Source organism: Escherichia sp. MOD1-EC6475 (assembly GCF_003046645.1).
In the GTDB taxonomy this organism is placed as follows: domain Bacteria; phylum Pseudomonadota; class Gammaproteobacteria; order Enterobacterales; family Enterobacteriaceae; genus Escherichia; species Escherichia ruysiae.
Map to the genome: position 1 here is coordinate 1 of NZ_PZKQ01000053.1, position 14,582 is coordinate 14,582.

Below are 14,582 nucleotides of genomic sequence, written 5' to 3' on the forward strand. Positions count from 1 at the left end.
GAACTGGCCAGACATCTAGAATTTACTGTCAGTACCGGCGTTAAAGTTTACTTCTGCGATCCTCAGAGTCCTTGGCAGCGGGGAACAAATGAGAATACAAATGGGCTAATTCGGCAGTACTTTCCTAAAAAGACATGTCTTGCCCAATATACTCAACATGAACTAGATCTGGTTGCTGCTCAGCTAAACAACAGACCGAGAAAGACACTGAAGTTCAAAACACCGAAAGAGATAATTGAAAGGGGTGTTGCATTGACAGATTGAATCTACAGTAGCCTTTTTTAATATTTCATTCTCCATTTCAATGCGTTGTAGCTTTTTCCTCAGCTCACGTATTTCGATTTGTTCTGGTGTTATCGGAGAGGCTTTTGGTGTTTTGCCCTGACGCTCATCACGCAGTTGTTTGACCCATCTTGTCATTGTGGAAAGGCCAACATCCATAGCTTTGGCGGCATCTGCCACCGTGTAGTTCTGATCAACAACCAGTTGAGCGGATTCGCGTTTAAACTCTGCGCTGAAATTTCTTTTTTTCATTGGAGCACCTGTGTTGTTCTGAGGTGAGCATATCACCTCTGTTCAGGTGGCCAAATTCAGTGTGCCACTTCAGACGGTACGGGAAAAACATGCCTGTACTCAGTGCGATGCCATCGTGCAGGCACCTGCACCTTCGCGGCCCATCGAGTGGGGTATCGCCGGACCGGGGCTGCTGGCCCGCGTGCTGACCTCGAAGTATGCAGAGCACACCCCGCTGTATTGCCAGTCAGAAATATACGGCCGGCAAGGTGTGGAGCTGAGCCGTTCACTGCTGTCGGGCTGGGTGGATGCATGCTGCCGGCTGCTGTCTCCGCTGGAAGAGGCGCTTCATGGCTATGTCATGACTGACGGCAAACTCCATGCCGATGATACCCCGGTCCAGGTACTGCTGCCGGGTAATAAGAAGACGAAGACCGGGCGGTTGTGGGCGTATGTTCGTGATGACCGCAATGCCGGGTCAGCGTTGGCACCTGCAGTGTGGTTCGCTTACAGCCCGGACAGAAAAGGCATCCATCCGCAGACTCATCTTGCTTGCTTCAGCGGTGTGCTGCAAGCGGATGCGTACGCCGGGTTCAACGAGCTGTATCGCAATGGTGGGATAACGGAAGCTGCCTGCTGGGCTCATGCCCGCCGAAAGATCCACGATGTGCACGTCCGCATCCCGTCAGCACTGACGGAAGAAGCCCTGGAGCAGATCGGTCAGTTGTACGCCATAGAGGCGGATATAAGGGGAATGCCGGCAGAGCAGCGGCTTGCTGAACGTCAGCGAAAAACGAAACCGCTGTTGAAATCCCTGGAAAGCTGGTTGCGTGAAAAGATGAAGACCCTGTTCTTCGGCTCTGGCCATGGTGGTGAGCGGGGAGCGCTACTGTACAGCCTGATCGGGACGTGCAAACTGAATGACGTGGATCCAGAAAGCTACCTTCGCCATGTGCTTGGCGTCATAGCAGACTGGCCGGTCAACCGGGTCAGCGAACTGCTTCCGTGGCGCATAGCACTGCCAGCTGAATAACACATCCCCGTCAATACGGCCCTCGCTGTACGCTTACTTTTGTTCGGACTGCTTATGGCCTTTTTCCACTGGTGGCGCAGGAAAGTTAACCGGCTGCCACCATGGGATGACGTGTAAACCGTGCAGGCATGTTTTCACGTGGTGACGCTTTCATTGGGGGTCTACGCCGGAACCCCAATATTGTTCACATACATGAATTTGAAAAACTAAGCGATACTGCTGTCCGTACCTTATAAACTTATTTCAACGCTTCCGGCAGCGTCACAATCCACAGTTCACTGTCAGACTCCGGTTTCTCCAGTGGCTTCACTCTGAGGGTCGTTTCAACCTGCTTGTCGTCAAGCGTCAGCTTTCCTTCCGCGTTCACCCGATAATCCTTGAATGTCTTGCCCTCGACCGGATGTTGCATCGCCACCTTCACGCCAAAGTCGTTATCGTTCGCCACCGCCAGCGTTTTGCTGTCGATCAGCGCCAACCCTTCAGCCTTCTCCTGCTGCCAGCCCAAGGAGCGCAGATCAACAACCTGCGTTTTCTGCGCAAGGGTAATGCCGCGCTGTGACAGGGTTTTCTCATCATCAAACTCCGGATACTCACCCGGCTTGTCGAAGCCTGACAGGTCGCTCGCCTTATTGAGATCGACCTTGTAAATCAGGTTACGCATTCTGTTGTTTTTATCTCTTCCCTGTTCGATCAGCAGGATGTGCTGGTTATCGAGCGCCACGATGTCTCCGATTTTAGCGTCGCTGTTTTTGCTGTAGGCCGCGCTGTCGATGGGATAACCGTACATCGCGGTTTTTCCGCTTGCCGGATCGAAGCTCACCAGACGCGTAAACAGCGCCTTGTTCTTGCTCTTAGCGTCGATATCCAGCGTACTTTGCACGGCGACAATAATACGCCCGTCCGGCATACGGGTGAGGCCTTCAAAGCCGCGGTTCGCCTGACGCCATTTGAGGATATTTGGCAAACCGCCCGCAATCGCTTTTTCCCCTTCCGCCGCCTGCGGACCGTGGATTGCCAGGATTTTCCCTTTACTGTCGATGTTAATCAGGAACGGGCCATACTCATCGCACAGCCAGTAACCTCCTTTACCATCCGGAGTGATCCCTTCCGTATCCAGCCCGCGATTATCCCCCTTCAGTCTATGTAACGTGTCGCTGAAGGCCACTTCATTGGTGGAGCCAATCACGTCGCTTGCCAGCGGCAGACCGTTGATCGCGCCTTTATCGTCATGCAGAGGACGGGGATCGATGGCCTCCGCTTTGCCGTTTTGTACACGAATCGTCATCAGCAGCGGCGCGAAATCTGGCGTAACGAAAATTTTAGTTTCGTTTTTCCCCTCTTTCGGTGAATCCGCGTTCGGACCGCGATCGGTAATGGTTGCGAATGTCAGGGCATCGCCCTGTTTACCGGTGAACAGCAGGCCAGAACCTATCCCAACCGGAAGGCCGTTCGGGAATGCACTGGCAAATGCGCCGGCGTAGTTCACGTGCGTGCCTTCTGGAAAACTGACGACATAGCGCTCAGCCGTAGGTTGTGCCGCCAGGGCAGAGAAAGAGAGCGTACAACCGATTAGCACGGGAATAATTTTTCTTTTCATATTGTTAGCATCCATAAAGTGAAGATCACACTACACCATAAAGAAGAAATGAGTCAGGAAAATGACATCGAATGGCAACATGCGCGGGCCTGAGGCCAAATAAATGTAAAACACTGTTGTTATTTGTAACAACGGAAACATTTACGGAAATTATTTGTCTTTCTTCGTGATCAAAAATGCTGTGTCTTGTTGGATTGGAGTGATGAGGGCTGCGTTTAGGAAACGCCCTATATTGTACGGTTGCATTATCGCGGTAGGGGTAATGCACGTGTCAGTATGATGAGCTGACCACACTCACGTGGGTGGACTGGTATAACAATCGACGATTGCTGGAAAGGCAGGGCCATATCCCACCGGCAGAAGCAGAAAAAGCTTATTATGCTTCCATCGGAAACGATGATCTGGCAGCCTGAATTCACAGATAAAACACTCTCCAGGAAACCCGGGGCGGTTCAATTGCTGGATAAGATCATAACGATACACCGGGTTAAACAGGTGGTCACTGCTTCACTGAAGCTACGTGATTATGATGGTCAGGTAGCAGAAGCTATGCCCATGATACCAAAATGACGAAAGCAGGTATACCTGAAAGCGTGCGTATTGCCTGAAAACACAACCCGCTACGGGGGAGACTTACCCGAAATCTGATTTATTCAACAAAGCCGTTGCCAAACCTGAAATAACACTTAGCTGTGATGATTCGCTATTACCTATCGATAGCTTCGGAAAACATAAATTAAAAATGCCCAGAGGAGTAATATTATCGTTAGCATTACCCGAACGCCGTATTAACGGTTATTTATTGGTAAGTGCTACGTTCCATGGCAAGAGTTCATCAACAGGTTGGAAGGCCATTCCGGCAAAACTCTCAGTATATGGCGCAGATACCATTCAGACAGCAGGTCCCGCTCAGCCCGTACAGTAGAGCGCCGTTCACTACCGTAATCGCTACCGAAGAACACATTGATTGCCCCTCAATAATCCTGCTGTTAACATCAAAATTGTTGGTCGGGCTCGATTTATTTAATTGTGTAAACAGGGTCTCTCAGAGAAAGGCCCTTATGCATCACCTGACGTTAAAAGTCACTACACCCAAGATGACGTTCAAAGTGTCATAGTCCCCTGCGCTGAGGACAAAGCTACGCATTAACGACAAAGCTACGCATTAACGACAAATCCACGCGATAACTTACGATGGTTCGGGCATAAGCCCCCGTAATTCAGTTATGTCGTGGTCGGCCCCGGTTACTTTTTTCGGGAAGCCTGCTACGGCCCAGAATAATACCGTGTTCTTTCTGATCCTGTTTAGCCAGGTAGCTGAGGGCGTAACGTAAGTCGTCTACTGCGGACTTATCACTATAGTGAATCACGTGATCGATACGCACCGGGTATTTATCTTTAGCCCGGCACAGATGAAAATAACCCTCCCCTTCCGTGATCCGCCTCCAGATATCCCCCAGTTGCCTGGATATCTGATAAGAGTTCTTGTGACGTTGTCCATCCAGATAGCCGATAAAATGAATATGAAGCCCTTTGTCTGGTGTATATTCCATAACCCAGTAATATCCTGCCAACATCGTCTGGGTTTCGCTAAGTAAACGGTATATTTCCATACACATACTGTGCTTACAGGAATGCCCGAAACTGGGCGTGTCTTTCCTGTAGGCAAAATCAATTCTGAAAGGTAACAGTTTAGAAAAACGTTGAAACAATCCCTCTATGTGTTCATTCACATCTTTCAGAATCGCGAAATTCATTTCGTAATTGGGATTGGCATTATACATTTTATAGTCCTTAATTTATAAAACTCACAGGAAGAGGAAATTATGTAAATACTGAGAGAACATAAACGCCGTAGCACGGCATTAATAAACGAAGTAAACCAGCAGCACAGACACCCTGATAAAACTGTTTTGTATTACCGCATCGCTGTAACAAGGTAATACTTCAGAATTCAGTGAGGCTCTCTTAAACAGAGGACCAGTAAGAATTACAATGGTAAAAACACACCTCATAGAATTGAGTTTAAGGAAGCACCATTCACTCAACCTGACATTCACAAAAGTCAGTACCAGGTAGCCTCAGGTAACATCGCTATTAATATTATCCTGCCATTAAGTAAAAACAGAAACTCTGTGAGGAAGCCTCACCAATATTTGACCAGTAGCATAAAGAATAACGATATGAGAGATACGCCCACACCAGAGATGATTAGCCCATACAAAAAGATAATATTTATTAATACCACCGAACCTCAATAGACTAATAACACACTAATAGCGTTTTGGTACACACTTAACACTAACTATGCACCAGACACACACTCAGGATTAACATTCCCAACACTTATGGTACTCTCAAAGAGTATAATTCACCACACAGGTAAACTCTCACACCAGTAGTATGGAGATAATGCTGTACACATACTTACAGAGTAAAGTGTACAGTTAGCATACAGTGGCGAGCAGACATTACAACATAAAGACATAAGATAGCATAATAAGAACATAACAAAACTCCCACTAATAATACTAATTAACCTTAATTCTTTTTTGAACAGGAAATCAACATTGCTCCAGACCTCTTCAGGTCATACACTTTTGTATTGGATGTTCAATGTGTACTTCTGCACAAACAAAAAAATAAAACCCGCAAAATAAAATATCAGCCCCAAAAATACAGCGTGAAACACCACGTTATGGATATGTTTTCATATCACCAGAAGCATATTTCACACATACAATACAGAAACAATTCATCATATAATCAGGGTTACTGTTCACTCCTCTCGGTTATCCGCGAGACGATAAAACATGACACTAATCACAAAAACGAGAGATAGTATTTGCGAAATATAAACAACATAAAAATCAATGCGTTGCGATTTTTTATTTTTTCAGACATGCATGCCCCCTCTGCTATTGTTGCTAGCCGGCTAGCAACAATAGCAGGGATATACAAACATCGGATGCCAAAAACACGTTCCGATAATATCATCGAGGATCTGACTGGTTGTTTTTAGTATCATCACCACAAATGATGGTTAATGCGTTGTAGATCAGTCTGCGTCTGTTCTTGTTTTCAGCATTATTTCCATACAACATCATGACGTTTTTAATATCATCAACCGGTGATATTACATAATCAACCAATACGCCAAGCTTCTCAATACATTGCAGTAAAGTATATTTGTGTCTGCCCGTAAATAATCCTATCAGGTTTTCTTTACTTTCACGACTGGATAATATTTTGTTCTCTGTAATTAATTCAGCCAACGTTTCACCATCGTAAACACGTTCTTTATCTATCAGAATATTTATCTTATCTAACGCCCTCTCTACATTATCAAGAAGACCTGTAATATACGGAGGCTGAATATCTGACTTTGTACTAATATTTGCAAGCATCGAATTATACATTTTAATGACACGCATCAGAGTAAAATTATTCGCATCATATTGTATTTCATCTTCATTATACGCAGGATCCGTCACGACCCTTAAGTCCATAAATGCATCCTGATAAGCTTTTACATAATCAAGTAATTCGAACAGTGAACCATGCTTTATTTTCTCCCTGTTTAATTTGATCTCCAGCGCTATCCTGAGAACTGAAAAAGCGCCGGGAAGATACCCAGAAGGTAACTCGTATTTTGGGGATTCATCATAAAACCGAAGAGCTTTGTGGAGTTTGTTCCGCCGAATCAGATAAATAAGGACGGCCAGTAACATGTAGCACCTGGTCACATAACCACGGGCATTCTGCAACTGTTCAAAATAATTAATAATGTTTTCCAGATATACATCATCATAACTTTTCTTATCAGAAAGATTAAACACCATATCTTTTAAAGATTCGATATATTCTTGTGATTTATCATCAAGTGACACAATATAACGAGTTAATGCTCCTTTGGGGCCACTCTCAAACTCATGAAACCGTTCAAGTAATGCTCTTGCATAAGGCGTTGTGTCAAAAATATTAAAATCATAAAGATAGCGTGCAGCGTAGCCATACAACCCATGTACCCAAAGCCCTTCTCTTATCAGCACTCTGAGATAATATGCAATACTGTCAAGTATCTTTACCTTCCGTTGCATATCAAGCAAAATACTTAATGAATAAAATGCATAATAGAACTTGTCAATGTTGTTGAGTATTCTGTCCAGCTCACTCTTATCAAGCTTCTTCTCTCTGTAATCCTTCTTGTATTCATTCTTACAGGCCTTTATATATTGTTTCATAAGGCTCTTCCTTTTACCGTACCCTTTTCGAATAGTTCCCTGGTATTTTCCCAGCTCATACATTTTTCCGTTTTCCCGAAAATCTTCTCTGTTAAATCCCAGTTCAGCAAGATACTCCCGGAGATAACGTTTAACGGCAGCCTCATCGCTTTCTGTACCAGAGTAATCCAGGCAGGGACAATATGATTTTTGCAAAAAATTATAGATATGATAATAAAACCCTGTTTCATTCTCCGGACGATATGTGTTATATATATCCAGCACAATAAAAACAACTCCAAAACTTTTCAGAAAATAGTTACGGATATATTCGGACTTTAATGTTGAATACACAGGGTAAGAATTCATCATGTAATAAAAATATTCATACCGGGAAAATATAATTCGCCGTTGTTCCAGACTATACACCCCTTCAGCATCAATAATGTGACTGAGCTCATTATAACGTTGATCCCAGAATCTTTGATGCGCTCCAAAATCAGTACTCTTCCGCTTATCTCTCGGACTCTCTCCTTCCTTAAACAACTCAAAAACTGTACAAATATCATACAAAAGATTTGTAAACATGCGCATCTGCTCTGATCTCCGGTTGGTTTCCGTTTTATCACAGGGGACATTCTGGCCTTAACGTAGCAAATTAATGACATAGCCTTCAACTCACATGGAGAACAATATGTCAACCCAGACCGGACATTTTTATACCCCCTCACGCATCCTGCGTATGGCTGAACTTACCCGACTCCTTGGTATATCAAGATCGACCATCTACGAAAAAATGAATCCGGCATCAAAATACTACGATGCCACCTTTCCCCGGCCTGTCCGGCTTGGGAGTTCGGCTGTAGGCTGGCGGGCATCTGCCATTGATGAGTGGTTAACTTTACATACAACACCAACCAGATCCGTAACTAAGGATAAATAAGGAAAACTGTACGCCATGACAAAATTATCCCCCCCTGAACTTGACATAACTAAACTGCCTGACAGGTGCCAGGCATTACTTGATGAAATGCATGAAGAAACGGGAATAAGCCGTGAAATACTGCTGTCTGTTATGCTGACGGTCAAGGCTGCCTCGGTCCAGGATACGCATGAAGTTGAACTTTCTGGAGGGCAGCGTACCAGTCTTCAGATATATATGTGTCTTTCATCAGCATCAGGCAGTGGAAAAACCTCTGCCTGCGCAAAATTAATCGCCCCTGTTCATGAAACAGAAGAAGAACTACATCAGGCATATATCGACGATAAAAAAAACTATGATCGCATGATGGAAATGTGGACAACAGATAAAAAAATCCTGGAGCGGAGATATAAAAAGGAAATGGAAAGATCCCCGGAAAATGCTGCTGCTGCACGAGCAGCGCTTGAAAAGTGTATAGCAAATAAACCCGTACCTCCCGTACAACAGGTTCTCATCGTGAATGACGCGACACCAGAAGGGATAGCTTTGAAACTCAGCCAGTCACCTTCTCTTCTGTTGCTGTCTGATGAAGGAGGAACTATTCTGGATAAGCGTTTCGAACGCAAATCGGCGCTGTACAACACATTATGGAGTGGGCAACCAGTCACCGTAGAACGGGCATCCAGACCCGGGTTCCGGGTAAAGGATTCCCGTCTCACTATGCTTATACTGACTCAACCGGTAATATTTGATAAGTTTTTTACTCTCACTGGCGACCAGATCCGGGGCAATGGCTTTCTGGCCCGGGTGCTATTTTGCGAACCCGGAGCAAATAAAATAATGACGACAGAACCGCATACTGCCACTCCTGTTGTAACGCAGCAATGTGCAACCTGTTTTCATGAGAAAAGTTTTGGCAGTCAGATCAGAGACTCTCTGAGAGCGTCCCGGGAAAGGCGTGCAAAAGGTGAGCAACGCATCCGCATGACATTATCACACGCAGCATCCCACGATCTGGAAATCTTTCACGAAGAAAATATGAGTGCTGTCAGGCAGAACCCACGTATGACCACTTTCGAAGACATTATCGTCAGGAAAAGAGAACAGGCTGTTCGAATAGCCGCACTTCTGGAGCTGGAGAACAATCCACATGGTACAGTAATAACACGAGAAAGTATCAATAGTGCTATTTATCTCGTTGATTTTTATTTTCAGCATCTTATATCCAAACTGGAATCACTTCGGGAAATATCTCCTGCAGAAAAACTGGATAAATGGCTCAGAGAAAATATCATCCGGGTAAAAGGATACGAATATCAAAAAAGCCATATACTACAATATGGTCCATATGCTCTCAGGAATAAATGTGTTCTTGATGAAGCACTTGAGATACTTGCAGAACAGAAAAAAATCGTAATTGATTATTCAATCGGCCAAAAAATCATTTATATCGGTGACGCGATTACACCTTGTGAATTAGCAAATGAGGCAAACATCCCGATAATGGAGCGTGGAATGTTTATAGTCTGTTGGGACCATAAGCTGAATAAGTACAGAAATGAAGAACAGACTAAAATATGGAACATAACTACAAAAAATTAAAGTTCCCGTCTTTTATCATTCAGTTACCAACCTGAATATCTGAAACAATGCCAGACATCGGTTACAGACTGGCATTGTTTTTATCATTCAATTTATAAACTACAATATTACGTATTATTTTTACATTTATGTCATTGCAAATATCAGACAAACAAGCATTATAACTCAATAAGTATATTTTTCGTGATTACAGACGACATCTGCAAATCTGTGAGATGTGATTTCATCGCTGGTTTTCCATAATCTGAGACATCACATAATCCGCCCATGCCTGCATCATCGGTATACGCTGATCCAGCAGATCAGTCCGGTGATATGCCGCCTCAACCTTATTTTTCAGCGTATGGGCAAGCGCCCTTTCCGCCAAATCCCGCGAATATCCCTGTTCGCTACACCAGTCCCTGAATGTTGAACGAAAACCATGTGCTGTAGCCACTCGTCCGGGTATATCACTGATGGCCTTCTTTTTACGCAGAAAACTCGTCAACACCATATCTGAAAGGATCTGCTGCTTTCTGGGAGAAGGAAACACCAGTTCGTCATGCAGACCACGTATATTTTCCAGAACGTGAATGGCCTGTCGGGATAAAGGAACACGATGCTGTATCCTGGCTTTCATTCTTTCTGCGGGTATCGTCCATATCCGCTTATGAAAATCAATTTCAGCCCAGCGCATTCCCCTTGCTTCGCCCGAGCGGGTTGCTGTCAGTATCACCATTAATAACAGTGCCCGGGTAACATTATAAGGTTCATCTGTATACACACTGGTCGCCACAAAAAGCGGTAACTGCCTCCAGGGCATTGCCGGCTGGTGTTCATCACGTCCTCTTGATTGCTGTGGAAGCAAATGATCAACCACATCAACAGGATTCGCCACACAAAAACCATGCGCCCAGCCCCACTGCATAACAACATGAATGCGCTGTTTAACCCGGCTTGCCGTTTCTGACAAGGTTAACCAGACTGGACGCAGTGTTTCTGCCACGTCCGCAGCCGTAATCGAATCCAGCGTTTTTGCTCCCAGTTGAGGAAACGCGTAATTCTCAAGCGTCGATAACCACTGCCTTACATGCTTTGGATTTTCCCATCCAGGAGACAGTTCTGCATGTACACGCCTGGCTGCATCGGCAAATGTTGGGATAACAACTTTTTCAGCTTCAGCCTTTTTAATCTCCAGAGGATCATCACCTGCAGCAAGTTGCTCTCGCATTATCCGGGCAGTACGTGCAGCTTCAGCAATACTGACCTCAGGATAAGTTCCCAATCCAGCATTACGCCTTTTTTGTGTCACCGGACTTACATAACGAAAAACCCATTTACCCCTCCCCTTTACTGAAGAAGGATGAAGAGTCAGTCCTGTAATTCCCCCATGGGGCAATGGTTTGTCATCAGGTTTGATATGCCTTGCTTTAGTATCCGTCAATACTGCCATACGCTAATTCCTGTTACTCTGGTATGCCATTCAGTATGCCATTAGTCTCTCACTTCACTAAGAATACATTAGATAACATCGGACAGCAAAAATTGTAATGCATTGTTTATAATGAGGTTATATAACACTCCCGGATTAAGTCAGATTTATTTCAGGCGGTCCCCCTCACCGCCATATTTTAAGAAGAGCCCGTACGTAAGTACGGGCTTTTTTTTCGCATATTGCACAACACCGGGGGGATGAGAAATCCCGACCGGGGTTCGTCAACTGGCGACAGCCAGTTGGACAGTCCGCGAACGCAGTGAGTGGACTGCCCGCAGGGCGAGCGAAGCGAGTCAATCCCCCCCTCATCGCTATATTTTAAGAAGAGCCCGTACGTAAGTGGACTGCACCTTACTCAGCTGAGTGTCCAACTTTTGGGGTGCACTCCACGCCAGAGCTCTCTACCATTAAAAATCTCAACTATAGGCATGTAGTGTACGTTGGCAAAGTGCCGAACGTACGCAATCCTCTTTACCGAATCGGACAATCCCGACCATTTCATCTTCTTCGAAACGTTCCAGCGCGTCACTTAATCCGGAGCGCACACCGCGAGGTAAATCGCACTGTGTAATATCTCCGTTAACAATAACCGTCACGTTTTCCCCGAGGCGGGTTAAAAACATTTTCATTTGCGCGGCAGTCACATTCTGCGCCTCATCAAGGATGACGACTGCATTTTCAAAGGTACGTCCACGCATATAGGCGAACGGCGCGATTTCGACCTTCCCTATCTCCGGTCGCAGGCAGTATTGCATAAAGGAAGCGCCCAACCGCCGAACCAGCACGTCGTAGACCGGACGAAAATAAGGAGCAAACTTTTCTGCGATATCTCCAGGTAAGAAGCCAAGATCTTCATCGGCTTGCAGAACCGGACGGGTGACGATAATTCTGTCGACATCCTTATGTATCAGGGCTTCTGCCGCTTTTGCCGCACTGATCCAGGTTTTACCACACCCGGCTTCGCCCGTGGCGAATATCAGTTGCTTACTCTCAATAGCCTTCAGATAGTGCAATTGCGCTTCATTTCGCGCGAGGATTGGCGAGGTATCACGACTGTCGCGAGCCATGCCAATGGCTTCTACGCCGCTCATCTGCACAAGCGAGGTGACCGATTCTTCTTCACGCTGTTTATGGCTGCGCGAATCCCGTCTCAGCACACGTTTTGCCTCGCGACGAGCTTTGATCACTGCTTTTTGTCTTCCCATGGAGAGCACCTTGAGTTGTTTGTATTCATCACACGCGCCGTTGGCAGCGCGATTATGCGCACGAACATCAGAGGGTTGGCTTCCTTGTAAGCCATAGTTTGCTTTTGGAGATAACACCGAAAACGGCTACGCGCACCGTTAAAGGCGTCGGTAACACGAATAAAGAAAGGAAGTGGGTAAAAATACAGAGTGACGAGATGACTACCGGAGGAGAACTCTCCGCGAGTGGTGAAGCGTTGCTTAACAAAACATTGTCCAGTACAGGACGTTACCATCCGCGATCTCCATAGTGACTGACTATCACTGCCGGGAACTACCGCTGTTACTTAATAAGTACAACAGTTTTTGCCTTTATTGCAACAATAAATTTACTTATATTTAACCATAAAACACCATTTTGATGACATTAGTTTCTACTGGAAAGATGACAGAGTGATGACAGTGATGGAAAAAGCTGTGTGCTTTCAGCAGGATTCGCGGTGCTGGTAAAATGTGCCTTGCGCTTGCCGGATGCGGCGTAAACGCCTTATCCTGCCTACCGATCCGGCACCGATTGTAGAACTGATAAGATGCGCCAGCATCGCATCAGGCACCAGCGCACGAACGTCGGATGCGGCGTAACGCCTTATCCTGCCTACCGATCCGCCACCGATTGTAGGCATGATAAGACGCGCCAGCGTCGCATCAGGCATCAGCGCACGAACGTCGGATGCGGCGTAAACGCCTATCCGCCTAAAAACATTAAACCCGCAATAATGCGCTTCCGAGATAATCGTTCGCGTCCTTCACCCCTGGCAACGCAAAGAAATAACCGCCACCGATAGGTTTAACGTATTCCTCCAGCGCCTCGCCGTTCAGCCTTTTTTGTACTGTCAGGAAGCCCTTTTCCAGATCGTGTTGGTAGCAAACGAACAGTAGCCCCATATCCAGTTGCCCGGAGTTGGTGACGCCCAGTGAATAACTGTAGCCACGGCGCAACATCAGGCTGGACTCACTCTCTGGCGTGCGTGGATTCGCCAGCCGGATATGGCTGTCCAGTGCTATCACCTTCCCTTCAGGATCGCTGGCGTAATCGGGCACATCATGCTCGTGCTGCATTCCTAGCGGAGCACCGGTTTGCTTATCACGACCAAAAATCATCTGCTGTTCTTTCAGTGGCGTTCTGTCCCAAAATTCCACCCGAAACTGAATCAACCGCACCGCCTGGTAGCTACCACCGATAGTCCAGGCAGGTTCCTGCTGATCTGCCGTGACCCACACCACTTTTTGCATCAACTTCGCATTATGGCTGTCGGGATTAGCAGTGCCGTCTTTAAAGCCCAGCAAATTAATCGGCGTCTCTTTGCCTTTACTACGCGCCGCATGATCGGAAATAAACCCTTCCCGCTTCCAGCGCACGCTGAGCAAATCCGGCGTGTGTTTAATGATATCGCGCAGCGCGTGGATCACCGTGTCCTGGGTATTGGCGCAAATCTGTAGCAACACATCTCCATGACATAACGCTGCATCAAGCGAGTCGTTGGGGAAACGCGTCATCTTCTGCAACTTTTTCGGCATCTGTGGCGCAAGGCCAAACCGCTCATCAAACAACGAGTGACCAACAGACAACGTGATGGTGAGATTATCAGGCGCAATGTAGCCGCCAAGAATACCGGAATCGAGTGGCGGCAGGCGCGGATTTGGCGTTTCTGGTGCCATTCCGCCCTGAGTCAGAAAAGCAAAACGCTGAGTCAACAAACGAAACAACCGCTCAAGATCGGTTTTATCACTGGCAAGTACATCAAACGCCACCAGCATCATTGCGGCCTGCTGTGGCGTCACAATCCCCGCCTGATGTTCGCCATAAAACGGCTGTTTCTCATTGCGCGCATCCGGCGAAAGCGTACCCGGCGCACTTTGCGTTTTTTGTGCATGAGCGACCGGGCAACTCCCCGCCAGCGCCAGCGCGCCAATCCCTTTCAGTAAACGTCGGCGTGACGGTTCATTCACGCCGTTTTCATCTTCATACTGCAT

At 46.3% G+C, this 14,582-nt stretch carries 11 protein-coding genes and 5 pseudogenes; 7 read left to right on the plus strand and 9 right to left on the minus strand.

Going from position 1 to position 14,582, the window contains the following annotated elements:
* A partial coding sequence (locus tag A7589_RS17015; protein WP_050484504.1) for an IS30 family transposase occupies positions 1 to 264 on the plus strand: 264 nt, incomplete at its 5' end.
* A gap of 12 nt (positions 265 to 276) precedes the next feature.
* On the opposite strand, the pseudogene A7589_RS17020 reads toward A7589_RS17015, so the two are convergent.
* Positions 277 to 534, minus strand: a pseudogene (locus A7589_RS17020) (IS3 family transposase); the annotation flags it as partial.
* A 31-nt stretch (positions 535 to 565) separates the two neighbouring features.
* Between A7589_RS17020 and tnpC the strand changes: the two are divergent.
* Together tnpC and A7589_RS23335 are read left to right on the plus strand one after the other, a co-directional pair.
* A complete protein-coding gene (gene tnpC / locus A7589_RS17030; protein ID WP_286174539.1) occupies positions 566 to 1,546 on the plus strand; it encodes an IS66 family transposase in 981 nt (326 codons plus the stop codon).
* 39 nt (positions 1,547 to 1,585) lie between these two features.
* Positions 1,586 to 1,663 (plus strand): annotated as a pseudogene (locus A7589_RS23335) (DUF6404 family protein); the annotation flags it as partial.
* A gap of 121 nt (positions 1,664 to 1,784) precedes the next feature.
* Here the strand turns inward: A7589_RS23335 and A7589_RS17035 are convergent.
* Positions 1,785 to 3,143, minus strand: coding sequence for an esterase-like activity of phytase family protein (locus A7589_RS17035; RefSeq protein ID WP_000823247.1), 1,359 nt, complete (start codon positions 3,141 to 3,143; stop codon positions 1,785 to 1,787).
* Positions 3,144 to 3,424: 281 nt separating this feature from the next.
* Between A7589_RS17035 and A7589_RS17040 the strand changes: the two are divergent.
* Both A7589_RS17040 and A7589_RS23340 read left to right on the plus strand, forming a co-directional pair.
* Positions 3,425 to 3,556: pseudogene (locus A7589_RS17040) on the plus strand (IS3 family transposase); the annotation flags it as partial.
* Positions 3,557 to 3,620: 64 nt separating this feature from the next.
* Positions 3,621 to 3,751 (plus strand): annotated as a pseudogene (locus A7589_RS23340) (IS5/IS1182 family transposase); the annotation flags it as partial.
* Between the two features lie 187 nt (positions 3,752 to 3,938).
* Here A7589_RS23340 and A7589_RS17050 read toward each other — a convergent pair.
* From A7589_RS17050 to A7589_RS17060, 3 genes and pseudogenes are all read right to left on the minus strand, one after another.
* Positions 3,939 to 4,105 (minus strand): annotated as a pseudogene (locus A7589_RS17050) (transposase domain-containing protein); the annotation flags it as partial.
* 258 nt (positions 4,106 to 4,363) lie between these two features.
* Positions 4,364 to 4,927, minus strand: a complete 564-nt coding sequence (locus A7589_RS17055) for a YagK/YfjJ domain-containing protein (RefSeq protein WP_096180045.1) — start codon at positions 4,925 to 4,927, stop codon at positions 4,364 to 4,366.
* Between the two features lie 1,209 nt (positions 4,928 to 6,136).
* The gene (locus A7589_RS17060) at positions 6,137 to 7,960 is read right to left on the minus strand and encodes a hypothetical protein (RefSeq protein ID WP_001242276.1); all 1,824 of its coding nucleotides are present in this window, start codon (positions 7,958 to 7,960) and stop codon (positions 6,137 to 6,139) included.
* A 100-nt stretch (positions 7,961 to 8,060) separates the two neighbouring features.
* On the opposite strand from A7589_RS17060, the gene A7589_RS17065 reads away from it, so the two are divergent.
* Both A7589_RS17065 and A7589_RS17070 read left to right on the plus strand, forming a co-directional pair.
* Positions 8,061 to 8,309 carry a helix-turn-helix transcriptional regulator gene (locus tag A7589_RS17065; RefSeq protein ID WP_001349431.1) on the plus strand — a complete coding sequence of 83 codons (249 nt, stop codon included), beginning with the start codon at positions 8,061 to 8,063 and terminating at the stop codon, positions 8,307 to 8,309.
* A 15-nt stretch (positions 8,310 to 8,324) separates the two neighbouring features.
* Positions 8,325 to 9,890 (plus strand): DUF3987 domain-containing protein, encoded by a 1,566-nt coding sequence (locus A7589_RS17070; protein ID WP_063084857.1) that lies wholly within the window; start codon positions 8,325 to 8,327, stop codon positions 9,888 to 9,890.
* Positions 9,891 to 10,113: 223 nt separating this feature from the next.
* Here A7589_RS17070 and A7589_RS17075 read toward each other — a convergent pair whose 3' ends face one another.
* From A7589_RS17075 to efeB, 4 genes are all read right to left on the minus strand, one after another.
* Positions 10,114 to 11,322: a tyrosine-type recombinase/integrase gene (locus tag A7589_RS17075; RefSeq protein ID WP_000279862.1), complete on the minus strand. Its 1,209-nt coding sequence runs from the start codon at positions 11,320 to 11,322 to the stop codon at positions 10,114 to 10,116.
* Between the two features lie 458 nt (positions 11,323 to 11,780).
* Positions 11,781 to 12,569: a phosphate starvation-inducible protein PhoH gene (gene phoH, locus A7589_RS17080; RefSeq protein WP_000533536.1), complete on the minus strand. Its 789-nt coding sequence runs from the start codon at positions 12,567 to 12,569 to the stop codon at positions 11,781 to 11,783.
* Positions 12,570 to 13,033: 464 nt separating this feature from the next.
* Positions 13,034 to 13,231 (minus strand): hypothetical protein, encoded by a 198-nt coding sequence (locus A7589_RS22870; RefSeq protein ID WP_133174897.1) that lies wholly within the window; start codon positions 13,229 to 13,231, stop codon positions 13,034 to 13,036.
* Between the two features lie 79 nt (positions 13,232 to 13,310).
* On the minus strand, positions 13,311 to 14,582 hold the full coding sequence (gene efeB, locus A7589_RS17090) for an iron uptake transporter deferrochelatase/peroxidase subunit (protein ID WP_001199152.1): 1,272 nt from the start codon (positions 14,580 to 14,582) through the stop codon (positions 13,311 to 13,313).